Source organism: Paenibacillus sp. AD87 (assembly GCF_001659845.1).
In the GTDB taxonomy this organism is placed as follows: Bacteria; Bacillota; Bacilli; order Paenibacillales; family Paenibacillaceae; genus Paenibacillus; species Paenibacillus marchantiae.
In genome coordinates this window covers 338,114-361,390 of the sequence record NZ_LXQN01000022.1, presented here as the reverse complement: position 1 = coordinate 361,390, position 23,277 = coordinate 338,114, and the positions used below count along the sequence as shown (strand labels likewise).

21 protein-coding genes and 1 riboswitch are annotated in these 23,277 nt (G+C 48.9%); of the genes, 13 read left to right on the top strand and 8 right to left on the bottom strand.

Going from position 1 to position 23,277, the window contains the following annotated elements; translation table 11 throughout:
- Positions 1 to 146: 146 nt before the first annotated feature.
- The 5 genes from gpAD87_RS29810 to gpAD87_RS29790 all read left to right on the top strand — a co-directional run bounded on the left by gpAD87_RS29810 (position 147) and on the right by gpAD87_RS29790 (position 6,886).
- The gene (locus tag gpAD87_RS29810) at positions 147 to 599 is read left to right on the top strand and encodes a chemotaxis protein CheW (RefSeq protein ID WP_063567982.1); all 453 of its coding nucleotides are present in this window, start codon (positions 147 to 149) and stop codon (positions 597 to 599) included.
- Positions 600 to 884: 285 nt separating this feature from the next.
- Positions 885 to 4,088 carry a DEAD/DEAH box helicase gene (locus tag gpAD87_RS29805; RefSeq protein ID WP_064642534.1) on the top strand — a complete coding sequence of 1,068 codons (3,204 nt, stop codon included), beginning with the start codon at positions 885 to 887 and terminating at the stop codon, positions 4,086 to 4,088.
- A gap of 52 nt (positions 4,089 to 4,140) precedes the next feature.
- A complete protein-coding gene (locus gpAD87_RS29800; RefSeq protein ID WP_157258609.1) occupies positions 4,141 to 4,959 on the top strand; it encodes a hypothetical protein in 819 nt (272 codons plus the stop codon).
- A 319-nt stretch (positions 4,960 to 5,278) separates the two neighbouring features.
- Positions 5,279 to 6,241: a M15 family metallopeptidase gene (locus gpAD87_RS29795; protein ID WP_064642532.1), complete on the top strand. Its 963-nt coding sequence runs from the start codon at positions 5,279 to 5,281 to the stop codon at positions 6,239 to 6,241.
- Between the two features lie 222 nt (positions 6,242 to 6,463).
- On the top strand, positions 6,464 to 6,886 hold the full coding sequence (locus gpAD87_RS29790) for a RidA family protein (protein WP_063568364.1): 423 nt from the start codon (positions 6,464 to 6,466) through the stop codon (positions 6,884 to 6,886).
- 164 nt (positions 6,887 to 7,050) lie between these two features.
- Here the strand turns inward: gpAD87_RS29790 and gpAD87_RS29785 are convergent, their stop codons facing one another.
- The gene (locus tag gpAD87_RS29785; protein WP_197521559.1) at positions 7,051 to 8,112 is read right to left on the bottom strand and encodes a copper amine oxidase N-terminal domain-containing protein; all 1,062 of its coding nucleotides are present in this window, start codon (positions 8,110 to 8,112) and stop codon (positions 7,051 to 7,053) included.
- Positions 8,113 to 8,406: 294 nt separating this feature from the next.
- Here gpAD87_RS29785 and gpAD87_RS29780 point away from each other — a divergent pair, with 294 nt between their 5' ends.
- Both gpAD87_RS29780 and gpAD87_RS29775 read left to right on the top strand, forming a co-directional pair.
- Positions 8,407 to 8,883, top strand: coding sequence for a GNAT family N-acetyltransferase (locus gpAD87_RS29780; protein WP_064642530.1), 477 nt, complete (start codon positions 8,407 to 8,409; stop codon positions 8,881 to 8,883).
- A gap of 38 nt (positions 8,884 to 8,921) precedes the next feature.
- Positions 8,922 to 9,992: a Gfo/Idh/MocA family protein gene (locus gpAD87_RS29775; protein ID WP_064642528.1), complete on the top strand. Its 1,071-nt coding sequence runs from the start codon at positions 8,922 to 8,924 to the stop codon at positions 9,990 to 9,992.
- Positions 9,993 to 10,143: 151 nt separating this feature from the next.
- On the opposite strand, the gene gpAD87_RS29770 is transcribed toward gpAD87_RS29775, so the two are convergent.
- Complete coding sequence (locus gpAD87_RS29770; RefSeq protein WP_064642526.1) at positions 10,144 to 10,377, bottom strand: hypothetical protein; 234 nt, start codon at positions 10,375 to 10,377, stop codon at positions 10,144 to 10,146.
- 93 nt (positions 10,378 to 10,470) lie between these two features.
- Here gpAD87_RS29770 and gpAD87_RS29765 point away from each other — a divergent pair, with 93 nt between their 5' ends.
- Entirely contained in the window at positions 10,471 to 11,193 is a 723-nt protein-coding gene (locus tag gpAD87_RS29765; protein WP_064642524.1) for a hypothetical protein, read from the top strand.
- 368 nt (positions 11,194 to 11,561) lie between these two features.
- Here the strand turns inward: gpAD87_RS29765 and gpAD87_RS29760 are convergent, their stop codons facing one another.
- The 3 genes from gpAD87_RS29760 to gpAD87_RS29750 form a co-directional block, all read right to left on the bottom strand.
- Entirely contained in the window at positions 11,562 to 12,602 is a 1,041-nt protein-coding gene (locus tag gpAD87_RS29760) for a zinc-binding alcohol dehydrogenase family protein (RefSeq protein WP_331710943.1), read from the bottom strand.
- A 204-nt stretch (positions 12,603 to 12,806) separates the two neighbouring features.
- Complete coding sequence (locus gpAD87_RS29755; protein WP_082935400.1) at positions 12,807 to 13,172, bottom strand: hypothetical protein; 366 nt, start codon at positions 13,170 to 13,172, stop codon at positions 12,807 to 12,809.
- 85 nt (positions 13,173 to 13,257) lie between these two features.
- A complete protein-coding gene (locus gpAD87_RS29750; RefSeq protein ID WP_064642521.1) occupies positions 13,258 to 15,930 on the bottom strand; it encodes a UvrD-helicase domain-containing protein in 2,673 nt (890 codons plus the stop codon).
- A gap of 346 nt (positions 15,931 to 16,276) precedes the next feature.
- On the opposite strand from gpAD87_RS29750, the gene gpAD87_RS29745 reads away from it, so the two are divergent.
- Together gpAD87_RS29745 and gpAD87_RS29740 are read left to right on the top strand one after the other, a co-directional pair.
- Complete coding sequence (locus tag gpAD87_RS29745) at positions 16,277 to 17,068, top strand: zinc ribbon domain-containing protein (protein ID WP_064642520.1); 792 nt, start codon at positions 16,277 to 16,279, stop codon at positions 17,066 to 17,068.
- Between the two features lie 68 nt (positions 17,069 to 17,136).
- Positions 17,137 to 17,934, top strand: a complete 798-nt coding sequence (locus gpAD87_RS29740) for a TrmB family transcriptional regulator (RefSeq protein WP_064642518.1) — start codon at positions 17,137 to 17,139, stop codon at positions 17,932 to 17,934.
- A 188-nt stretch (positions 17,935 to 18,122) separates the two neighbouring features.
- On the opposite strand, the gene gpAD87_RS29735 is transcribed toward gpAD87_RS29740, so the two are convergent.
- A complete protein-coding gene (locus gpAD87_RS29735; protein WP_064642516.1) occupies positions 18,123 to 18,806 on the bottom strand; it encodes an NUDIX hydrolase in 684 nt (227 codons plus the stop codon).
- 79 nt (positions 18,807 to 18,885) lie between these two features.
- On the opposite strand from gpAD87_RS29735, the gene gpAD87_RS29730 reads away from it, so the two are divergent.
- Positions 18,886 to 19,188, top strand: a complete 303-nt coding sequence (locus gpAD87_RS29730) for a hypothetical protein (RefSeq protein WP_063567890.1) — start codon at positions 18,886 to 18,888, stop codon at positions 19,186 to 19,188.
- A 279-nt stretch (positions 19,189 to 19,467) separates the two neighbouring features.
- Here the strand turns inward: gpAD87_RS29730 and mscL are convergent, their stop codons facing one another.
- A complete protein-coding gene (gene mscL / locus gpAD87_RS29725) occupies positions 19,468 to 19,962 on the bottom strand; it encodes a large conductance mechanosensitive channel protein MscL (protein WP_064642514.1) in 495 nt (164 codons plus the stop codon).
- Between the two features lie 270 nt (positions 19,963 to 20,232).
- A riboswitch (purine riboswitch) is annotated at positions 20,233 to 20,332 on the top strand.
- A 300-nt stretch (positions 20,333 to 20,632) separates the two neighbouring features.
- Between mscL and gpAD87_RS29720 the strand changes: the two genes are divergently transcribed.
- Together gpAD87_RS29720 and gpAD87_RS29715 are read left to right on the top strand one after the other, a co-directional pair.
- Positions 20,633 to 21,220 carry a xanthine phosphoribosyltransferase gene (locus tag gpAD87_RS29720; protein WP_063567892.1) on the top strand — a complete coding sequence of 196 codons (588 nt, stop codon included), beginning with the start codon at positions 20,633 to 20,635 and terminating at the stop codon, positions 21,218 to 21,220.
- A gap of 1 nt (position 21,221) precedes the next feature.
- Positions 21,222 to 22,583 carry a nucleobase:cation symporter-2 family protein gene (locus gpAD87_RS29715; RefSeq protein ID WP_064642512.1) on the top strand — a complete coding sequence of 454 codons (1,362 nt, stop codon included), beginning with the start codon at positions 21,222 to 21,224 and terminating at the stop codon, positions 22,581 to 22,583.
- 308 nt (positions 22,584 to 22,891) lie between these two features.
- Here the strand turns inward: gpAD87_RS29715 and gpAD87_RS29710 are convergent, their stop codons facing one another.
- Positions 22,892 to 23,230 carry a DUF4870 domain-containing protein gene (locus tag gpAD87_RS29710; protein WP_063567894.1) on the bottom strand — a complete coding sequence of 113 codons (339 nt, stop codon included), beginning with the start codon at positions 23,228 to 23,230 and terminating at the stop codon, positions 22,892 to 22,894.
- Positions 23,231 to 23,277 lie beyond the last annotated feature (47 nt).

Sequence of the window (23,277 nt, the reverse complement as noted above, 5' to 3'; positions counted from 1 at the left end):
GACAATAGAATCTACATATTAAGAAATGGGTAAAAATTTTTCTCCCTTCAACCGATATAAACACAGAGATTGCAACATGAAATGTAATTATTCATGATCAAGATGACTATAAAAAGCTTCTATTTGAAACTGAAAACAAGAAGGGTATGAAAACATCTATGGATGAGGAAGTTCAAATTCAATACATTAATTTCTCTGTCGGAAATCAGATTTGTGCGCTTCGTATTGATGAAGTTCATGAAATTATCAAAATGCTCCCGGTAACCACCGTTCCTTTTGGCAGTCCTGAGATTAAGGGTTTCACGCCTTTGTACGGCAAAGTGGTCTCTGTTGTGAGTGTACGCGTCCTGCTCGGCTTGCCTGACGAGGAGACTACACCTTCCACTCGTATCATTGTTGTGCCTTACCACGACGATTATGTACCGCTCGTCGTCGATTCCGTGGATTCCGTGGTGATGTATGATCGGTTTGAAGAGCCTACAGAAGAATATCGTCGCTACACAACGGGAATATTCAAGGAAATCGCACACAATGACGATCATGAAGCCGGCATTCTTAATTTGGATGTATTGCTCGGTAATTTAACCAAATCGCAGTAAACGCACGCTGAAATGTTATATACAAAGCACATAACCGCTTGATTATAATAATGCTCCTTACCCCTTTGTGGGGATGAGGGGCATTTTTTATTGTGATCACCCTATCTTTGAATGCCAATACGCGGTGTGTTTCACCTTTTAACAGGCATACATAATATAGTATGAAGTGGTTTGAAGATGGTTTTTGGAAGTAATGTAGCACTTTTTATGCGTAAAAGTTTTTAAATCCGAGCATTTTCGTATATGATGGAGAGTAACAATGCGAAGGGATGACGGGAGACTGTAATGATGCAATCGCTGTATGGAGTATGGCTTGGTGACGTATTTTTTTGTTTTTCCGGTGAAACATCGGAACCACGTGTGGATGCGTGGAGCCACGTGGTACGGAAGCTGAATTTTGGCGACGGGGGTCGTCTGTTTCAGCCTGCCGCTCTGCGTCTTGCGGAGCTTCGTTGGCCCAATCCGATGCGTAATGCCGCGGAAGCGAAGGGTACGAAGCGACGTCAATTGCTCGGACGGACGTTGGAAGGGCTCGCAATCTCGCCCAAAGATACATTCAAGCTGCTGCTCCATTGGGACGACAGTATATTGAATGCGGCAGGAATTCAGGCCGGAGAAGAGATTCGCTACTGGGTAAAAGCAGCACAGTTTACACAGGAACTGCTGCTGCGCGGAGAATTTGCTCCGTCCGCTGAGTTTGCGGCCAAGACGGGGGCGCGTCGTCGCACCGGACAGGAAACGCTGACAGGTGTATGGCGTCCACGTCTGTTGCAGGAAGCGGATGTAGAACGATTCCGGGAGTTGGCGGAATCTATGCCGCCGATCGGATTGTCTGCTCCCGGAGCATACGCATCTTCTGAACCGGAATCACGGGAGGAAGCGGGAGCGGCCGTATTATTTTCATTTATGAGCGGGATGATTCATGCGGTTGTCACGGGTGAGATGGAAAGCATGGACAGTGAGCTGTCTCGTTACCGCACGCCATTCCGGCGTGGGTCCTCTCCGGTAGCAGAGCTGTGGTGGAATAGTCTGATCTCGATGTTCCGCCCGGTGACGGTGCAGGGACCTACGGAGGAAATGGCAGAACTCATTGGAACGCTGCAAGAAGCTGGCGGTACAGCGAAACCCGTGGTAGGCAGTGAAGAAACGGCTCCCACGGAAGGTGAGCTGAAGCTGGTACTGCGGCTGGAACCGCCCCTTGGTGATCATGAATCATTGTGGGGGATTACCTTCTGGGCAGACAGTGTGCAGGAATCTGGCCTGAGATTGCCTGCACGTACGATCTGGGCACATCCGGAACGAGATCTGGACCGAGGCAAAGTACGTTATATTTCAGCTGCAGAACAGCTCCTGATGGCGCTGGGGCATGCATCAGAACTGGCACCGGAGCTGGAAACGGCGCTTCTTCATGCACGACCGGAAGGAATGAAGCTGGAACAGCAAGCCTTTTTTGAATTTTTGACCTATGCTGTGCCTCGTCTGCAGAAGGCGGGAGTAACGGTGTTAATGCCTTCCCGCTGGAGCCGTGCAGGGAAACGCCGCGCTGGACTGCGTCTGCAAATGCTCAATCGTGGAATAGAAAGACCGGTTGGGGCCCCGTCTGCACTGGGTATGGAGCAGCTGGTTGCCTTTAAGGCAGAACCGATGCTGGACGGCAAACCTGTTACGGCGGAGGAGCTGGCTGCCCTTGCAGAAGCAACGGTACCTTATGTGATGTTCCGCGGCGAATGGATTGAAGTGGATACAAAAGAGATTCGTCAGGTTCTGCGTTATATGAAAAAAGAAGAAGAACAATATATGCCACTCTCCGAATGGCTGCATCTGGCAGCGGAAGAAGGCGAAGATACGGCATGGAAGGGGCTTTCCGTCTTTGGTGCGGAATCCGAGGGGCTGCTATCCTTTTTGCTCGACGGACAGGTGCTCCGCAGTATTGAGCCTCGGCAGGTTCCGGCAGAGCTGCATGGCGAGTTGAGACCCTATCAAGAGCGCGGGTACCAATGGTTATCCGCCATGCGTGAGCTTGGGTTCGGAGTATGTCTTGCCGATGATATGGGACTGGGGAAAACGATTCAGGTTATTACCTGCCTACTGGACTTGAAACATGAGGAACAGCAAGCCGCGGCGGAGGAAGCACGTGAGCACGAAGCGTTTATGGGGATGGAAGAAGAATCCGCGAACGTTGAACAGCCGCACGTGCATGATGCGCATCTGCCTGCACTTATTGTGTGCCCTACCTCGTTGCTTGGGAATTGGCAGCGTGAGCTGAAGCGGTTTGCCCCGAATCTGTCGTTATATATTCACCATGGCGGACAACGGTTGCACGGCAATGCCTTCCAGGCAGAAGCGCAGTCCCATGATATTGTGCTGACGACCTATCATCTGGCTGGCCGGGATGGCCCGGATCTGGCTTCGTTGCACTGGTCTACCGTTGTGCTGGATGAGGCGCAATATATTAAAAATTATCGTACAAAGCAAGCGCAAAGCGTCATGCGTCTGTCTACGCCGCATCGCATTGCGATGACGGGTACGCCAGTGGAGAATCGACTAAGCGAGCTGTGGTCCATTTTCCAATTCCTCAATCCGGGGTATCTGGGTACGGCTTCTTCATTCCGCCAGCGCTATACCGGACTGGGCCCATCCGAAGAAAATGCAGCTTCTTTGCGTGAACTTCATCGGCTTGTATCGCCCTTTATGCTGCGTAGGCTGAAAAGTGATCCGGATATCCGCAAAGATCTACCGGAGAAGCTGGAACTGAAATCCTATTGTTCCCTGACACCAGAGCAGACCGTTCTGTATCAGCGGGTGGTGGATGATCTGATGGGCGGATTGGATGGACGAAACGGTATCGCCCGTAAGGGAATTGTGTTGTCATCCCTGACCAAGCTGAAGCAAATCTGTGATCATCCGGTGCTGGCGGACAGCAGCCGGAAGGAACATGGCAAGGCTGAGGCATCCGGCAAAATGGAACGTCTTCTGGAATTGGTGGATGCGATCCGTGACAACGGGGAGTCGGCGCTGATTTTCACTCAGTATGTGGCGATGGGGGAACTGCTCGTATCCAGGCTTACACAGCGGTATGAGGAAGAACCGTATTTCCTGCATGGCGGTGTTTCGAAATCGCAAAGGGATGATATGGTGGAAACCTTCCAAAAAGGGGAGGGACCATCCTTGTTTGTCCTGTCTCTTCGTGCCGGAGGTGTGGGCCTGAATCTAACTCGTGCCAGTCATGTCGTTCACTACGATCGGTGGTGGAATCCTGCGGTGGAGAATCAGGCGACAGACCGGGTATTCCGAATTGGGCAGAATCGAAACGTACAGGTGCATAAGCTGATCTGTCAGGGTACCCTGGAGGAACGGATTGATGAGCTAATTGAGAGTAAAAAGGCACTTTCTGAGCAGGTGGTCGGTTCCGGTGAGAACTGGTTGACCGAGATGTCGGATGATGAGCTGCGCGGTCTGATCTCGCTTCAGGGCGAGACATGGCTGTAGGTTGCGAGATAATTAGTACATGCAAAATATAGTGACAGGAAGGGGGATTGTTGTGAGCGAAAAATGGAATGTAGAGCTACATATGTCCCCCGGTGGATGGACAGCAGAAGTAAGTGCGGCGTCTGATGCAGGCAAAGAGACATTAGCCGCCGCAGGCAAGACTGAATCAGCCGAAGGCTTGTTCACGGTAACAGGCACGCTGCAGCAGTTCAGTGAAGCTGAACGCGAGGCTGTGCTGGCACAGCTGCGCAAGCGTCCGCTGGCGCTGTACGCGCTGCTGCGCGGTGGCCCTGCCCCGGCGGAGCTCGCCGGGCTGCTGCCCGCTGCGCCAAGCGAGGCTGAGCAGGGCACAGCCGTCGCTGGCAGCTCGCTTAGCGCGGGCGGCGCAGCGACGTGCACCTGCGGCCGCCCGGGCTGCGCGCATGCCGCGGCCGCTGAGCGAGCCGTTGCCGCGCGCTTCGCGGCTGAGCCGCTGCTGCAGCTGGCGCACGCCGGCCTGCCGCGCGAAGCACTGCTCGCCGGCGTGCTGGGATCATGGGCGGAAGAACTCGCCCATGATCCCAGCGGCCCCGGCCGCGCAGCCGAAACGGCCGGCCGCCCGCAGGCGCGGGGCGGCGAAGGCGGCGCAGCCGTCGGCGAGTGGATCGCCGAGGCAGCCGCGGACGGCGCCATGCACCAGCCGGGGCCTGGTTTCGGCGCCGTGAAGGTGCGGCTGGCGCAGCCGGGGAAACCCCCGGCAACGCCGGAACTGGCGGCGCTGCTGCCAGGCGTGCCTGCCACCGCAGGGCTGGCATTGATCCGCGAGCGCGTAGCTGCGCGGATGTGGGAGGCTGTTCAAAAGAAGAAGAAGGACAGCCCGGCAACCAAATGATGCACCATTCGGAGCGGGGGAGATCTTAGATCATCCCCCGCTTGTTTGTGATGTGCATCGGAATAATCCATTTTATCCAAAATGGATATATACATTTCTAATTCGCTTCTATGGCGTTGAACCTTGGGATAGGGCTCTAAAAGTCCAAAAAACGACCGTACAAGCTGTACACCCGGCATATCTTTAGGGTGACCTCCTCTCAAGGAGGTCTTTACCGGTGGAGCTTCGCTGCAATTTAAGGTATACTGTCGCAGGGGAAGACAAGCCCACATGCACGAATACTGCAATCATTATTACAATATGCGATAGGAGTTTTTACATGAAATTACGTACAGGACGACAGCGCCAAGTTGCGGTTATGCTGTCCTCACTTATGATATGCGGAGCTTTGTTATCCGCTTGCCAGGACGGTTCGGGCTCAGAGGAGAACCAGAATCTGAACGCAGCAGGAAGCGCACAGCAAGAGTCGGACGGTACCACGGTTCATTTGACTGAGGATACTGGCAAGGATGGCAGCAACACAGACAGCTCATCTTCGGACAATAACAATGATGATACGGATAGTGGTTCCGGCGATGCTTCAACTGGGGGAGAGGGTTCTTCTGACGCAGGCAATGGAGCCACATCAGAGGATCCCCTAATGGAGAAACGCAGCATTAGCGCGCTGCAAACGACGATTGATGCACAAGCGGTAGTGACCAATTCAGAAGCGATGACAGTGATCGTTAACAAACAGCGCAGCTTGCCAGAAGGATATGAGCCGGATGATCTGGTTGAGCCTAACGTACCGTTTTCCTTCGACGGGCCGCATGAAAAGCGCCATATGCGCAAGGAAGCTGCTGAGGCGTTGGAGAAGCTGTTCGCCGGTGCCAAAGCGGACGACATTGAGCTTCGTGCGGTATCTGGATATCGTTCTTATCAGCGTCAGGTTTCGATCTATAACAACAATGTCAAAACCAAAGGTAAAGAATACACGGATCGTGTAAGCTCTGTGCCAGGCCACAGCGAACATCAGACCGGACTAGCGATTGACGTTTCCAGTCCAAGTGTAGGCAATGCCATAGAAGAGGTGTTTGGCACATCGAAAGAAGGCCAGTGGTTGGCTGAGCATGCAGCAGAATATGGGTTCATCATCCGTTATCCAAAAGGTGAGGAAGGGATAACCGGCTATGTGTACGAGCCATGGCATATTCGCTATGTCGGCACTGATCTGGCTCCTGATGTTGTGAAAAGTGGACTGACACTTGAAGAATACTTTGATGAGGCTAATATCAAGCTGTAAGCCTGGTGCTTCATCTTTTGATTGAAGACTAGGGTCTCAATTTCTTAGAGCCCCTGAATGATTCACCCTTGTCCAAGGCACGGGAGATCACTTCAGGGGCTTTTTGGTTTGAGCTAAATTCAGTTATATCCTATTTTATTTGCTTGTTCAGCAGGTCGGCAGGCTGATATAATTCATGTTTAATCAGGAGTCCAAATCACATGTAAAGCGAGGGAAAGCAGAATGAACAGACAGCAGGTGTTTACCGGTTCTCCATGGGAGCCGCTTGTAGGATATTGCCGTGCCATTCGTGTTGGCAACCGAATTGAGGTTGCGGGTACTACAGCCATGCAGGACGGTGTTGTGGTTGGAGCAGGTGATCCATATGCACAGACGAGATTTATTTTGCAGACCATCGAAAATGCACTGAAAGAATTGGGAGCAGACATGTCTCATGTCGTGAGAACCCGCATGTTTGTTACCGACATTTCCCGGTGGGAAGAAGTGGGCAAGGCTCATGGTGAATTTTTTGGTCAGATCCAGCCTGTCGCTACGATGGTGGAAGTTAGTGCACTCATTGACCCTTTGCTGATGGTGGAGATTGAGGCAGAAGCGATTGTTGAAGCAGAAGCTGAAGTTGATGCCGAAATAACAATAACGGAATAGAGCTATTACGTACATATATATATAAATGCAGGATCGAGAAATAACCTTACCCCAACCTCCATGAAGGAGGAATCGTGGGATAAGGTTATTTCTGCATTAATATAGTGTGGTCTAGATCTGCTGTGCTCTACGCATAAAGAAGGCTAGCCTTCTTTTCTGGCAGCTTATTTCGCTTCAGGTTGATCGGCTGGTGTTTCGATTACTACTTTCCAAGCCGTTCCGATTGGAGGCAGGCTGCGAGTCAGGACGGGGCTATAAAAACCAATCACTTTGGCCCCTTTGGTCAGTTCCTCTGGTTTGATCGTTTCCCCTTGATGATTCACCAGTTTTGTATCTTTGCTAATGTTAAGGATAACATGGTCAGGTGCTGTCTCTGTCAGACGGGAGCCGGAGATCTCGATCTGAGTACCATTATCTTCTGTTGTTTTTACATTTTCAATCGTGCCTGCTGTACCCAGAACTTCTTTTGGTTGTGCTTCGGATTCCGAAGCAGCAGTATCCAGTACAGTGACTTTGTAAGTAGGTGTTTGAGGCGGTAAACTGAGGGTTGCAATCTCAGAATGCTCAGCTTCCACGTTCATGCCAATGGTCAGATCAGTAAGCTTGATATCTTTGCCATCTGCGGATTTGAACACGGTATCTTCACCAACATTAAGGACGATACCATCTGTACCTGCACCGCCGATATGGATGGATTGATATTTGCCTTCACTGTTAATTCCCGTAATGACCCCACGCTCAGTAACAGTTTTCACTTCCTCTTCACTGGAGATGGTTACTTGGTTACCTGTTGTATTCACTTGTGCGTGCAGTACTTTATCTGCAAAAGAAGCGGGTACAAACAATGTACCATTTGTGATTTCAGGTGCTGTTCCCAGCTTAAGCAGCATTTTATTAACTGAATACTGGTCTTTGCCTGTGGTGACGAGTGTCCAGAGGGTACCTTTTGTCAGCTCAGCAGATTTGTTTTCTTTGTTCCATTTCAGTTCAATGCCAAGTGCTTCTGTGAGATCACGCAGCGCGATCATGGGTTCTTGACCATCTTTGTTCCAATAGCCGTCAGCCATCGGTGCCCCGTTCACAGATACTTTTACGGCTTCAGTTCCTTTGCTGTCGGCTGATACGGAAGTTGAATTGATGGGCTGAGTGCTGTCCAGGTTTGCAGCGTATGCGGCTCCCCCGCCCAGGGCCAAGGACAGGACCATCAGGGCACTAACTTTTTTCATGTTGTTGTTCATCGTTGATTTCATCCCTTCTCATCTTGGTTATGACGCGGTAAACTCCTATTAAGGCCACGTTCCAACCTTATAGACGGGACAACTTCGTCCAGTGTTGCACTTTGAGGTAATTAATGTGAGCAGCATGTTAGTCTATTATTTGAAAAACAGACCAATAGCCGGTTATAAGAAGCGGGATGCGGTTAAGGATCAATAAGTGGAAGACGTGTGATTCAGATTTTGAATTAACCTAGGATTACATGGGGTTGTGGAGCATCCAAATATGAGGAGGGGGGCAATCATATGAGTGATATGTTGGTTGCGCTTTACCATTTGCCAGAGCAAGAGAGTGGACTTAAGAAGTTGGAGGAGTCCTCCATTGTCATCCGAAGAGCCATCGCACCAGAGAAGCAGGTTGTGCTGGATTGGGTGAGATCCCATTTTAGCCAGCCCTGGGTGGATGAATGTGATGTAGCTTTTGCACGTCAACCCGTGACTTGTTATATTGCGCTTGAGCATGGGGAAATGATCGGCTTCGCTTGTTATGAAGCAACGTGTCGTAATTTCTTTGGTCCAACAGGTGTTGGTCAGGAGGCACGGGGCAAAGGTGTCGGTACAGCGCTGCTGTTGGCCTGTATGCACGCCATGAAGACAGATGGTTACGCTTACGCGATTATTGGATCGGCGGGACCCGTTGATTTCTATGCTCAGACCTTGGGGGCCGTGAAGATCGAAAATTCAACACCAGGGATTTACAAAGGCATGCTCCGGGCAGACTAGACGATATTCATGTTCTGGAAAAGGAAGGGAGGAAGAAGATGAGTACAAGCAAAATGCTGCATATCGGCATGATTGGCACAGGCTCCATCTCGGATCTTCATATGAGGTGTTATGCCAAGAACGAGAATGCCGTCATTTACGCCATCTGTGACTTGAACGAACAGCGTGCAGCCGCGGCTGCTGAGAAGTATGATGCACAATCCGTGTACACTGATTATCGTGAGATGCTGAAGGATCCGCATGTGGATGCCGTTAGTATCTGTACGTGGAATAATACACATGCCGAATTTGCCATCGCTGCTCTGGAGGCAGGTAAACATGTGCTGCTGGAAAAACCGGTAGCAACTAATGTGGAAGATGCGCTGCGGATTGAAGAGGCTGTGAAGAAAAGCGGATGTACTTTTGTCGTGGGATTTGTGCGTCGTTATGATAACAATATGCAGATGATGCGCAGTTTCATTGATGCGGGTGAGTTTGGCGAATTGTACTATGCCAAGGCTTCTATCCTGCGTCGCTTGGGAAATCCCGGAGGATGGTTTGCGGACAAAAACCGTTCCGGCGGTGGCCCGCTCATTGATCTTGGCGTACATATTATCGACCAATGCTGGTATCTGATGGGCAAACCGAAACCTGTTTCGGTGAGTGGCAATACGTATCGAAAACTGGGCAATCGTGCCCATATCGAGCATCTTTCTTTTTACAAAGCAGCAGATTACAGTTCCGCTGTCAACAATGTGGAGGATATGGCGAATGCGCTGATTCGCTTCGAGAACGGGGCTTCTTTGGCGGTAGAAGTGAGCTTTACCCTGCATGCACGTGGGGAAGAATCTTCAGTCCGATTGTACGGTGAGCGTGGTGGAATTGAGCTGGAGCCGGAGACGCTAATCGTCACCGAGAAACACAATACGATCCTGAACATTGAACCTCAGACAGACTATAAAGGTCTCGATATTCACGGTGCCTTCCAGAATCAGATTGATCACTTTGTGGATTGTTGTCTGAATGGTACCGAGCCCATCAGTCCCATTGCGGATGGTGTGGCTTCGACAAGGATGCTATGCGGAATCTACGAGTCAGCCGAAAAGGGTCAGGAGATTCGTCTGGACTGAAAAATTTAGATTCGTGTATTTCGTGAAATAGTTGTTACACGTTAAAGTGTTCTGGTAGAAATGGATCTACCAGAACACTTTTTTAAATAGTAGCTTGGACTAATTTACAATATTCATTTCTCTGCAACTGGACTGGAATTACATAGCACGTTTAGTCATTTTTTTTACTCGAAAAACCAATAACGCAAAAGATTAATCCTAAGAATACAAAAAATGGAATGAAAAGATTGCTGAAAAATCCAGGGTATAACACTGTTAAATCAACAGAGATACCCTCTTTGCCAATACTTGTAATGTAGGTAGAGAAATAGGCAACCACACGTTCAAGAGTATATAAAAATCCTCCTAAAGATAAAAGTAATATGCCTGCAGTTCGGAAATTCATTTAAATACCTCCTTTATTTGAATTATTTTACAAATATATATATTTTCTTTATTATGGATTATGTACCAAATTATAAACGAAAAGAGGGAATATATGTTGTCTATTAGGAAAAAATTTTTTATACCAGTTGTTGCAGCTTCATTATGTTTGGGTAGTTCTTTATCGTCCATAGCAATGGCCCAATCTATTGAGGATACGGTTGCTCCAGTTTCTAGTAATATTGAAAAGGTTATTGATGGAAAGAACTTTTCCATCTCACCCAATGTAGTTGGAAAAATAACCGATGAGGAATTGAAAGCTATTTCTCAGCAAGCTAATGGAACAGGGGATATCATCATTTCAAATGTTATTGAAGGTACAAATCAAATCTCTCCTTTTTCACAAAACACTGTCTCTCCAAGTGCATGGTATGATACTCACATTATTTGGGATATTACTAAACAAGTAACTCAAAGAGATACTCCCTTAGCTGCTCAACAGATAACAAGCGTTGGCCAGTCTCAAGAAAGAACTATAAATACCACATACAAGTTGAGTGCTAATGTCTCTGCTAGTGTAACGATTCCATCTAGTTTAAAAACCTCAATCGAAGCTGGGTTGGCTAGTGAAATTACCCAAAGCATAAATACTAAATATTCAGGACCGAAAGTTGGTAGCGGTATTGTTTCTTATGTTTTTTGGATAACGCCATTCGTAAATCGCGGAACATGGAATGCAACAGGAAAAGGTAATTTCTCTGGTGACATTTCTGGGCCCTATTCTGGATCGTGGCAAGAACCTAATAAATTCGTAGAATGGACACAAGCAATTAAATAATTCAGCGAATTAAGAAAGAGGCTGTCTCAAAAGTCCTTAGAAACTATCGGTGAATAATAGTTACCATGGGTACTTGCAAAAAAGCCGAAGCAGAGGTTCATCCTGCTTCGGTTCTTTTGCATTTTTCCGTCATTGCGGTATTTTTAAGCAGATTGTGGGCAAGGCAAAGCCACTCGACCTCCAAGCTTACTTTTTGCAAGCTGCAAAGCAGGAATCTCTGGAATACCCGGTTGTTTTTGATTTGTCAAAATAAGCTTTCAGGCTCCGCATACGCCGAACCGAAAGGATATACCTTCCTCGCTACGCAGGGGACAACACCCTTTGGTTGATTCATTGATCGATCATAATCAGACAAAACGGATGTATGTTTAATTTTCAAACCCTTCCAACACGATTTTGCCAATCGCAGTGCCTGATTTGCTCTTTCGGTAGGCTTCCAGCAAGTTAGCTGCATTAATTGGTTCAATCCGCTCTGCCATCGTTGTATGAATCTTGCCCGCATCCACCAGATCTGCGATTTCATTAAGTAGAAGATGTTGTTCAATCATATCATCTGTCTGGAACATTGGGCGGGTGAACATCATTTCCCAAACGAGCGTTACGCTTTTTGAGAATAACTTTTGAAGTTGGGCTGGTTTTTCGAATGGCAGAATAGAACAAATTTTTCCTTGCGGTAAAATAACTTCTACCATCTCATCCATATGCTCATCTATATGATTTAGCACGAAAATATATTGTACACCAGCGAGTCCGAGATCTTTAAGTTGTGGTCCAAATGGTTGATGATGGTTGATCACATGGTCTGCTCCGTTTGATTTTACCCAAGAGACAGATTCGGGACGAGAGGCAGTTGCTATAACTTTAAGTCCAGCCAACTTGGCTAATTGAGTAGCGATCGATCCGACGCCTCCCGCTGCCCCGATAATAAGCATACTGTTACCCTCATTATCCGATGCATTTCTGGAAATGCCCAAGCGCTCAAAAAAAGCTTCTCCTGCCGTAAGGCTTGTCAGAGGTAAAGCTGCCGCCTGGGCGAAATCCAGATTTTTCGGCTTTCTGCCGACAATTCGTTCATCTACTAAATGAAACTCACTGTGTCCGCCTGGGCGCATATTGCTCCCCGCATAATACACTTCGTCACCAACGTTGAACAAATTGCAATCGGAGCCGATGTCCACTACTACGCCCGCTACATCACGACCAGGCACGGTCAGGGATAAATCGTCCGGATGTTTGGAAAGATGCGATCTCCAATCCGTCGGATTGACAGACACCGCCTTCACCTCAACGAGTAAATCCTTTCCTGTAGGTTTTGGTTTCTCAACTTCTACCTCCTGAAATGGTGGTATGTCGGTCTCTAGCCCAGGCTCGTAATATCCGAACGCTTTCATCATGATTGGATTTCCCATCGTTATAGTTATCCTCCTCGCATAAATAAGTTGTATATAAAATATATAGTATAATATCTAAAATAAACAGTAGTATCATTTTTGGTTTATAGTATCAATAATGATACTAATGGGACCGAACTGTAAAAAAATAAAGACTCCCGTTACTCCTGAAGCAGGTCATTGGCCTGAATTCATCGGAGTGGAAGTCTTTGTGATAAGAGTTCATTTATTCAGCGGTGAGTTCTCATACCCCGGATCATCATAATCCGTATCTTGCAGCCGTGAAAGTACATTCATGCTCTCAATCGCCTGCCTGGTATCCGAAGTGCCATGATCGTAAAGAAACGTGTACAGCAACGTCATGCCATCTGAGAATTGTTCTGTAGCCTCGTCATGATCCGCTGATTTGTAGGGTACCGGAGCCCGTTGCAATGTATAGGCATCTTCATCCTCCAACACTTTCATCAGGTCTTTCAGCCGGTTTAGCTGTTCATCGTCCACGATGATTTCAAACGGTGTTGATTCGTTCTTGGTCTGTTCAATAAGATTATGGGTTACCGATACATAGTAATGCTTTTTGCCGTGCATAATCCAACCTCCATTCTAAAATGGAAAAAAGACGCTTCTACTGTTAATAAACAGCAGAAAGCGTCCTGAAACGAATGGCAATCGTTCATCTTCCGAACCGCCCAGTTACGGGAACCTTACGGGTACCGGCCTCCATTGTACCTGTACATAGCGGACAAGCCGGGGGGCCAGACGCCGCCTTTTTGGATACCTTGGCTGAAGGACCATCCGGTTTCTGACGCAGCCATGCTTTGCAGGTGGAAGAACTGCACTTCCAGATCGCTACGGTTTCTGTACGTTCTGTACCTGAAGATTGCGACCCCGAACTGTTGGAGGACGAAGCTGCCTGATTCACACCCGTGGTGCTGAACGCCGTGTGATTGCGAATCACCCCGCTGCCGCGCCGCTCACTGAGACGATCCTCGTCTCGTTCATCGAGTACTTCAAAATCACGCCGATCACTTTGACGGATCGCGCTGCGCTGATCTGCACTTCGTAGATCTGCACCACGCTGAACTGGACTCACTGCATCCCGTCCCTGCGGCCGCGAACCTGAACGGGCGTATGCTGCATTTCCATTTCTACTCTCATTGCCGTTAGCTTTACCATTCGTGTTCCCGTTACCCTTCCAGTTGCTGCTACCGCTGCCATATGACGCGTGATTGCCAGTTCGGCCTTCATCGCGATTTTTGCGTTTGTCTGGTACCTCCATGCCGTAGGCCTCCAGCAGAAAGCGGGAAACGTCTGCTGGTTTTCCGTGATGACTGGCGGGAGAAGTGACGTATAAGTACTGTTTGGCTCGTGTGATTGCGACATAGGCGAGTCGTCGCTCTTCTTCCAGAGCCATGTCGAGTTCGGCATCGGTCTGCTGTACGGTAAGAGCAGCCTTCTGGTCTTCAGGGATATCCTGCCGCAGTGCCGTGCTGTGAGGTACAATTCCTTCGCTGGCGCCGATCCAGTATACACATGGGAATTCAAGTCCCTTGGCCCGGTGAATTGTCATCAGTTGGACTGCATCGCTGTCCTGTGAACGGCGCAGTGATTCCATCTCGCGGTGTCTGCGGGAGAGTTCATCGGCGAATTGGATGAACTCTTCAACGGTTTCGAATTTTTTGGCCGCAGCTTCGAATTCGTCCAATGTCTCCAGCATCGTTTCCTTATAATGGGTAAAGATGCTTGGATCACCGCTTTCCATATATTTGTCGTAAAACTGGCGGCGCATCTCCTGAATCGCAATCACCGGTTTCAGCTTCGTCAGCGATTTGATCAGCTTGATGCGTTCCTTGACCTGTTCCTGCTGAAAAGGCTTCAGCTTGTCCCATTTGGCCAAATGGATAAGCGGATATTTCTTCGCTTGCTGCTCTTCACTGCGCTGAATCCACTCCAGTCCGGCATCTCGGGATACATAGAGAGGCCCAAGCGCACTCGGCAGAGCATCTACAGCACGTGGATTCAGGGACAAGCGCATATGATCCATTAACGGTCGAATCAGTGACTGGTCATAGAAGACCGGGGAAGCGCCGTGTTGTACAAACGGCACATCTTTCAACACAAGCTGCTCAAATATAGCCCGACTGCTACTTGCTGTCCGGTGCAGGATCGCGATATCCCGATACGTATGCAAACCTTCCTCAACTTGCTGACACAACTGGTTAACAACCCAAGCTGCTTCTTCCTCGGTATTGGAGGGGGTGGCAAACCGAGGCGCATCTCCACGATGCCCGGCTGCGCGCAGCCGCTTGTCACGTCTTCGTTTGTTCCGGGCAACCAATTCGCTGCCCAGTCCCAGAATACGCGCATCGCTACGGTAATTGATATCCAGCGTCACGATGCGTGCACCGGGGTAAACTTTATCGAATTCCAAAATGGATTCCTGCCGTGCCCCATTAAACGTATAGATCGTCTGGTCATCGTCTCCCACAACCATCAGGTTGCGGTGGGCGGCAGCCAGTTTTTGTACAATTTCATATTGGAGACTATTCGTATCCTGGAACTCATCGACCATGATGTACTGAAAACGCTGCTGAAGCGGCCCCAGTACAGCAGGATCACGAAGCAGAGCGGCAGCTCGCAGCAAAATATCATCAAAATCCATTTTGTTGCGATCCCGCTTCCAGGCTTCATAACCAAGGAGAACACGTTTGGCATCTCGTTCCTCCTGTGATTTTTCGGGAAGATCGCTCGTCTCTGAACCTTGCATTTTCCAAGCGGACAGCATAGCCAGCAGACTCTCAGGCTGAAACGCCTCACTCATGCCATTCTGGCGCAGAAGCATCTTGAGTACCGTATGCTGCGCACGGGACTCACCAAAAATCTCCTCCTGCACGCCGTAATGACGCAGCAGTGTCAATGCGAACGAGTGGAATGTACGGGCCTGCACCGCTCGTGCGGCTGCGGGACGAATGCCAGGCAGCGATGCGATGCGGTCTTTCATCTCAGTGGCAGCTTTGTTCGTGAACGTCACCAGCAGGATGCTTCCCGCGTGAGCACCACTAACCTCCATCAGGTAGCCGGCTCGTGCAGCCAGTACGGTTGTTTTGCCGCAGCCTGCTCCTGCGAGAGTCAGCAGGGGTCCTTTGCCGTGGCGAACCGCTGAGATCTGGGGTCCGTTCAGACGGATGCCTACCTCTTCCAGAGAGCGGAAATAAGGCGCATCCCGTTCATCGCTGGCCACGAGTTGCCTACTGGTCTCGAGCGGAGCCGAAGGGGATTGGGGCAGGGATGCCGCCGGGGTAACCCCGAGCGGACGGGGGTAAAACGTTGAGTTCGGACTTAACATCATTCATCCACCTCTATATGCATTCAGGGATAGGACTATCCCAGCTTAAAAGTAATTCATTTGCCCTTTTCACAATCACATTGTAAATTGGTATGATAGGGATAACCGCCCAAGTAGGCGGATCAGTAGGGCCAAAGCTTCATTATACCCGAACGTATGGTCCTGACGAAAGCCCCCGAATTCATCCAGCATCGGCAGAAAACGGGCATTCACGCCAGATTTCGCAACTTTTTGGCATGATATCGTATAAGTTATATACTATAAAAAAATCAAATGAAAATGGGTTTTGGAACAAATGATGTTGAATCAAAAGGTTCAACTCTGACGGGACAGAGGAGGAGAAGTCATGAAACTGCTTCAGCGAATTAAGAACGGAGCAAACAAAGCAACAGAGCGTGCCCAGCACGCCGTTGAAATCGGAAAAATAAATAATCAGATTGTGGGCTTGCAGCAGGAACAGGAAGTCCATTTTACAGATATGGGTCGTATCTTCTATGAAGGTTATCGCGCACAGGACATGACGCGTGCCGAAAAAGAGATGGTGGATCTATCGGGATTGTGCGATGAATTGCAGGATGAGATCGATGGTCTGCGCAACAAGATTGCACAACTCAAAAATGAGCGCTTATGCGAGTGTGGACACGTCGCTTCACTGGATGCCAACTTCTGTCCGAAATGCGGACGCAAGTTGGGTGAATTCAAACCCGCAGCAGCATCTGTAGGGGCGACAAACCCTGCGAGACAGGAAGCAGCTGTGGCCCAAAGCCCGGAGGGACCAATCTATGATGCGCCAGCTGAAGAGGAACTGGAGGAAGCTGAGCCGTATCACACGGTAATTCCGTCCATTGCGGACCTGGAGACCGAATCCGAATATAACAGTACGGAATTTACCCAAGAGGAAAAGGAAGCGTTCGATGCCGAGTGGGAACGCCGTCGGGATGAAGAAATGCAACGGGAGCGCGAGCGCCAGCAGGAGCTGGATGAGCGCATTCGGTACTGGAAAGAAAATAATCCGATCGTGAACACGGTGGACGTACAGACGGAAGTGCCACGCGAAATGGTGAATTGTCAGATTTGTACAGCAGAGCTGCCCAAAGGTTCGAAATGGTGCCCACGCTGCGGAGCAGAACAGATCTGATGCAGTAGAAGCGCTGCCGAATCAATGTGTGGCAGCGCTGGTTGCTTACAGCATGGGGGGACGGGAATATGGACCAACTGCTGCATCATTTGCGTCATCTGGGGTTTACCGAGATGGAATCTAAAATTATGGTGGAACTCGCTCGCCAAGGCTCAGCCTCGGGATATGAGGTTGCGAAAAGGCTGGGAGTGTCCCGTTCCAATGTATATGCCACCCTGCAACGGCTGGAACAGCGGGGATTCCTGCGTTGCAGCGCAGGCGAGCCCGCGAAATACAGTGTCTTGAAGCCTGAGGAGATGACAAGCATGATCTCCGGTCAGATGCGTGCATCCCTTGAATATGTGCAGATCAGTATGCCGCAGCATGAACCTGAGAAGCCGGTCTTTTACAACATTGAAGGCGACAAAAATGTATTTGAGAATCTAAGCCGTGAACTGGCTGAGGCCAAACATGAGATTGTGGTGGACGTATGGCGTGAGGAAGCGGAGTTGTTGCGTGCAGACTTGCAGCGTGCTGAAGACCGAGGCGTGCGCCTGTTATGGTCATGTGATGGTGGAGAGGGTATTATGGATCAGCCCGCTCCTTGGCCTGGATTGCCTTCATACGGAGCAGGGAATGGCCGGAAGTTCTCTTTAGTGGTCGATCGTCGTTGGTGTATGTTAGGGATGCGCGGAGAATCTTGCGCCACTCAGGCGATGGTGACAGAACATCCGGTCATGACCGGACTGCTGCTGAATCATTTTGCTCAGGAATTGGTGTTGTATGAACTGGAGCAGGACATGGGGGAGGAACTGGAGTCTCGATACGGGCCTCGATACCAAAACCTGTCAGCACGTTATTGGTCAGTACCTTCAGATATCCTATGAACTCCAAAATACATGCTTAAAGGAAGCAGGCGTTGCCATGAGGCAGACGCCTCTTCTTGCTAGTTAACAGAAGCAGTGATGTTCATCACAGCAAATGTTCCCTGTTGAGCTAATGTAATAGGGTATGAATTCATGCTATTTTTGAGAAAATGAAGCTATGAACGTAACTTTATCATAGGCAAAATTGGTTAGTTTTTGGGCACGTGAACTAACGCTTCAAGTACATCGATATAATATTCCGTACCGTGTGGCACGAACTCGGCTGCTCTAATCTCGCGCATGTGACGTGTTTGAACGTGAAGAGGAACAGAGCTACTATTTGCCTGATCCACCTGATTGGACGCTGACTGCACGGCTTGCACTCCTGCGGCTTGAATCACATGGGTTTCGCCACGGAACAAGGCAATCAAGTCATCCAAAGGCACTTCGTATAAGCTGTCGACTTCGCTTACCTGCAAGGTATAGGCTTCGAGAGGCTGGTTCAAGCACAGTCCAAAGACGGAGCTGAATTCCCGATCGATAAAAGGTACACCGCGAACCTGCCCTTCAAGTTGCTGTCTTGCCGTCAACAGGTAGGTCAGCGTTTCAAAAGGTGCTTGCACGCCCAGTTCTTCCTCCAGCTCACGACTGGCTTCATGCAGCTGTTCGCCTGCTGTGAGATGCCCTGCTGCGGTAATGTCGTAACATCCGGGGAAGGTATCCTTGATATCCCGTCTTCGCTGAAATAGAACCAACCGCTGTGAGCCTTCGTCCCGCACGATCCAGCAGTGGAATGAACGGTGCCAGAATCCCTTGGCATGAACCACGCTGCGCAGCTCTGTACCTATCCAATTTTGCTGATCGTCGTAAATATCGAAACGTTCTGGGGTCATGATACGTATCTCCTTATATAGCAAGTTTTAAAGTTCAAAATTTCACAAAGTATGTTTTAAACGAAAGGGGAACCATCTTATGGAATGCATTGTACACTTTCAGGTCATTTATCCGCAACCTCAGGAACGTAAAAGTCTTAGAGGATTGATTATGGTAGGGCAAGGTCAGGAACCGGCGAATAGCCAGCTAACAACGATGTTTAAGGATATGGGATTCAACGTACGTCTGGAAGACGAGAGCCAATTGTTGTTTAAACCTGTGGATGCGTCGATGAATTTTGATTATATCCGGGTAACCGAGCTCGATACCGGGGAAGAGGTTTATAAGGAAGATCGGGATTTGAAGTCGATTTTGGAGCACTTGTTGCCGCGTCGATTCTAGTTTGTAAGCATGGTGAGCGTAAGATAATAATGACATTAGAGCAACATACCTGCTTGTGAGATAAAGAAAGGCCCCACCTTTACGGTGAGACCTTTCATGTGGTTGCCGATTTGATTCCACCCGCTCCGTGCGGGATTGCAACAACACGGATGAAGAAGCATGACGGACAGATCAAGCAGGAGTTTTTTACATAAAGCTTTAATAAAATGTTCCACTACAGTTCTCTATATAGAGTTTGGGTACACTGTAAATTCTGATGAACTTCAAGCATGGACACAATTAAGCCGTTGCGCCGTTACCTTCTGCTTCCAGCTCTGAAGTACAGTGCGAACAGCGAGTAGCCGCAGCCGGAATTTCAGACAGACAGTATTTGCAAGCCTTGGTCGTTTTTTGCGGCTCGGGCTTTTTGTGTTCTTTGCTTTTGAGGTAATTGATACCCTTCACCAGCATGAAAATACAGAAAGCGACGATGAGAAAATCAATCATCACATTGATAAACTGCCCATATGCAATCACCGTAGCGCCAGCCTCATTGGCTTGAGCGAGTGTTGTGATCTCCTGTCCACTGGCTGTTTTCATATCCCGATCCAGATTAATGATTTTCTGACTGAAATCAATGCCTCCAAGCAGCTTACCTACAGGTGGCATGATAATGTCATTCACGAGGGACGTGACAATTTTACCAAAAGCAGCCCCGATAATGACACCGACTGCCAAATCGATGACGTTGCCACGTACAGCAAATTCTTTAAATTCCTTTAGTACGCCTTTCATGTCTGCAAATCTCCTTTACCCAATAAATTCATAATACAGGCGGCGTTTCCATCGATTCTCCGTTCGGACACGCGCTTCCGTTCTCATATTGTACATAAAAAAACCGCAGCAATCATCCCTTTAATGCAAATTAAGACAAGTTTCCGCAACTTCCATGAAAATACTTCTTTATTTCACGCCGCCGATTCGGTATACTTCTAACATTATCAGTTCCGTTCATACTTTTACATTCAGGTTCGCGATCATACATTGTAACGAATCATGGAGCTCTAAAAATTTAATACGCCGACTCGTATATGTGCAGGAATAGGCCTGCATGTTTCTACCCGATCACCGGAATGATCGGACTACGGGAAAGATCCTGCAACGTTGTTAAGGTATGGAGAGAGATAATTATCGGGCAGTGTGTCTGAAAAAGGATGTTCAGGCAGCTTCATATCCCTTCTTGAATAGGGAGTTTGAGGTTTGCTCTGAGTTATCCTGTTATCATGCTCTTCCATTACACTATACTTGCAGTATCCATGCGGCTTGTCCACATATGTACAAGTCCGTCTTTTCCCGTCTCCGGTTCTTCCGCAGCGTGTAAAAAGGCGGGCTTTTTGTTTTTTACAGAGGGGATCGAGGTCATGCAGGCTTCTGTACGGGAGGGCGCACAGGGGGAAGAATTACGATGCAATTGTTAAAAGACAAGGTAATACAGGAAGGCATTGTCCTGTCCGAGCAGGTACTCAAAGTGGATTCATTCCTGAACCACCAGATGGACCCGGTTTTGATGAAGGAAGTCGGTAAGGAGTTCATCCGCCGTTTTGAAGGGGAGAACATTACGCGTGTACTGACGATTGAATCCTCAGGGATCGCACCAGGCATCATGACTGCGCTGGAACTCAACGTTCCGCTTATTTTTGCACGGAAGCAGAAGTCACTTACACTCACGGAAGACATTCTGGTTGAGAAGGTGTACTCCTTTACCAAGCAGGAGACCAATGAAATTACAGTTGCGAAGAAGTTCATGCAGCCTGGTGACCGTGTACTGATCATCGATGACTTTCTGGCCAATGGCGAGGCAGCATTTGGTCTGGCCCGCATTGTGGAGCAAGTAGGCGCTGAAGTAGTTGGTATTGGCATCGTGATTGAAAAGGCGTTCCAACCAGGAGGCCGCTTGCTGAAAGAAGCAGGATACCGTGTGGAATCACTGGTTCGTATCGGAGCGTTATCAGACGGAAAAGTTACGTTTGCGGACGAGGAGGTCACGATCTAATATGGCACGCGAACGAATTTTTCAGCGGCATCGGCATCCGATCAAAACGTTCTCGTTAGGTCTCCAGCACGTGCTGGCGATGTATGCAGGAGCTGTCGTTGTACCAATTATTGTAAGTAAGGCCCTTGGTTTTACAATGGAGCAGTTGACCTATCTGATTGCGATTGACCTGCTCGCCTGTGGTGTGGCAACACTGCTTCAGGTATGGGGCAATCGTTTCTTCGGAGTAGGGCTGCCCGTCATGCTTGGTTGTGCATTCCAGGCTGTATCACCGATGATTTTAATTGGGATGAAGAGCGGCGTGTCTGCCATTTATGGTGCGATCATTGCATCAGGGATATTCGTTGTATTGTTCTCGGGCATTTTTGGCAAATTGATTCGGCTCTTTCCGCCAGTCGTCACCGGATCAGTAGTAACCATTATTGGTCTGACCCTGATTCCGGTTGCGTTCAACGATCTCGGCGGCGGTCAGGGTGCAGAGGACTTTGGCAGTGGGGTTCATCTTCTGCTCGGATTCGGCGTATTGGTGTTCATCATTCTGATGACACGGTTCACGACAGGATTCGTTCGTTCCATCTCGGTGCTGATCGGCCTTCTCGTGGGCACAGTGGCAGCAGGGCTTATGGGTGAAGTGAACTTTGCGCCAATTCGTGAAGCAAGCTGGTTCCATGTCGTGCAGCCGTTCTACTTTGGTACGCCGACATTTGAGATTGTACCGATTCTGACCATGATTCTAGTGGCGATTGTCAGCGTAGCTGAATCTACTGGTGTATTCATGGCTCTTGGCAAAATTTTGGATAAAGACCTGTCCTCCAAAGATCTGGCTCGTGGCTACCGTGCAGAAGGTTTGGCGATTGTGCTGGGTGGTATCTTCAACTCATTCCCTTACACGACCTATTCACAAAACGTAGGGCTTGTACAGATGACTCGTGTCAAAACGCGTGATGTTATCGTTGTAGCGGGTGGACTGCTTGTGGTTATCGGCTTTGTACCGAAGATTGCTGCATTGGCGCAGCTAGTTCCAGGTTCTGTTCTTGGCGGGGCCATGGTTGCATTGTTCGGTATGGTGGTATCGTCAGGTATTCGTATTCTGGGCAGCCAGGTTGATTTGAACCGTCATGAGAACCTGTTCATCATCGCCTGCTCTGTAGGCATGGGTCTGGGTGTAACGGTTGTGCCTCAATTGTTCGCAGGTGCGCCGGACTGGGCACAGATTATGCTCGGTAACGGAATTATTGCAGGTAGCTTTACGGCCATTTTCATGAATTTGCTCTTTAATGGTCTGGGTACTCAAGCAACGGCTGCCAAAATGGCGGAACGTCAAGCGGACGTGATCCTTGGAGATAACGGCAAGTCGGCGTAAAAAGTAAAGATCTTAAATCGTCGTTGTTATTACCCGACGCCTTCAACATGTATATTATGTTAACTTTAAATTCCTCATGGATTGAATAATCAATGTTGTGAAGAAAAAAGTTAAACGGCCTGAACTATTCAGGGGATGAATCATCTATCCTGTGAATCGTTATTGAAGGCATAATAAACGAAACACCGGAGACCTTGCTCGTTAGAGAGCAGAAGATCCGGTGTTTTTTTTGCCCAAAACAAGATGGATTATTATGTAGACTCACATGATGAATTACTTTGAGATGAAGCCGATAGACACGTTACAGCTTACAGATGCCGCATCTGTTTCTCTGCAAAGTCTCCGACCCACGGCAGCTTAAGCCATTTGCCTTGCAGACTGGTCACCACCATGAGAAGCCAGACCACCACACCAAGCAAGGACAATAGCGATGCCAGCAGTGGCCCAAACAGTGGGAGGAATGCACACAACACATGGCCGACCATAATGAGGCCAAATACCGTAACGGATTGAAGTGCATGAAACAGAACGAATCGGCTTCGTTTTTCTACAGCCAGAAAGACGATTCCACCTACAAAAGTGAACAGATAACAGAGCATGCCGGCAATATTTTCATCCAGACCGCTTGATGATTTCATGGGGGACATTCGGTCCAGCCTCCTTTGTCCTTTTTAACTAGGTTATGAGGGAGTGG

Coding starts and splice junctions, on each gene's coding strand:
- gpAD87_RS29810 (WP_063567982.1), top strand. CDS start 147: ATGAAAACATCTATGGATGAGGAAGTTCAAATTCAATACATTAATTTC.
- gpAD87_RS29805 (WP_064642534.1), top strand. CDS start 885: ATGATGCAATCGCTGTATGGAGTATGGCTTGGTGACGTATTTTTTTGT.
- gpAD87_RS29795 (WP_064642532.1), top strand. CDS start 5,279: ATGAAATTACGTACAGGACGACAGCGCCAAGTTGCGGTTATGCTGTCC.
- gpAD87_RS29790 (WP_063568364.1), top strand. CDS start 6,464: ATGAACAGACAGCAGGTGTTTACCGGTTCTCCATGGGAGCCGCTTGTA.
- gpAD87_RS29785 (WP_197521559.1), bottom strand. CDS start 8,112: ATGAAAAAAGTTAGTGCCCTGATGGTCCTGTCCTTGGCCCTGGGCGGG.
- gpAD87_RS29780 (WP_064642530.1), top strand. CDS start 8,407: ATGAGTGATATGTTGGTTGCGCTTTACCATTTGCCAGAGCAAGAGAGT.
- gpAD87_RS29775 (WP_064642528.1), top strand. CDS start 8,922: ATGAGTACAAGCAAAATGCTGCATATCGGCATGATTGGCACAGGCTCC.
- gpAD87_RS29770 (WP_064642526.1), bottom strand. CDS start 10,377: ATGAATTTCCGAACTGCAGGCATATTACTTTTATCTTTAGGAGGATTT.
- gpAD87_RS29765 (WP_064642524.1), top strand. CDS start 10,471: ATGTTGTCTATTAGGAAAAAATTTTTTATACCAGTTGTTGCAGCTTCA.
- gpAD87_RS29760 (WP_331710943.1), bottom strand. CDS start 12,602: ATGGGAAATCCAATCATGATGAAAGCGTTCGGATATTACGAGCCTGGG.
- gpAD87_RS29755 (WP_082935400.1), bottom strand. CDS start 13,172: ATGCACGGCAAAAAGCATTACTATGTATCGGTAACCCATAATCTTATT.
- gpAD87_RS29750 (WP_064642521.1), bottom strand. CDS start 15,930: ATGTTAAGTCCGAACTCAACGTTTTACCCCCGTCCGCTCGGGGTTACC.
- gpAD87_RS29745 (WP_064642520.1), top strand. CDS start 16,277: ATGAAACTGCTTCAGCGAATTAAGAACGGAGCAAACAAAGCAACAGAG.
- gpAD87_RS29740 (WP_064642518.1), top strand. CDS start 17,137: ATGGACCAACTGCTGCATCATTTGCGTCATCTGGGGTTTACCGAGATG.
- gpAD87_RS29735 (WP_064642516.1), bottom strand. CDS start 18,806: ATGACCCCAGAACGTTTCGATATTTACGACGATCAGCAAAATTGGATA.
- gpAD87_RS29730 (WP_063567890.1), top strand. CDS start 18,886: ATGGAATGCATTGTACACTTTCAGGTCATTTATCCGCAACCTCAGGAA.
- mscL (WP_064642514.1), bottom strand. CDS start 19,962: ATGAAAGGCGTACTAAAGGAATTTAAAGAATTTGCTGTACGTGGCAAC.
- gpAD87_RS29720 (WP_063567892.1), top strand. CDS start 20,633: ATGCAATTGTTAAAAGACAAGGTAATACAGGAAGGCATTGTCCTGTCC.
- gpAD87_RS29715 (WP_064642512.1), top strand. CDS start 21,222: ATGGCACGCGAACGAATTTTTCAGCGGCATCGGCATCCGATCAAAACG.
- gpAD87_RS29710 (WP_063567894.1), bottom strand. CDS start 23,230: ATGTCCCCCATGAAATCATCAAGCGGTCTGGATGAAAATATTGCCGGC.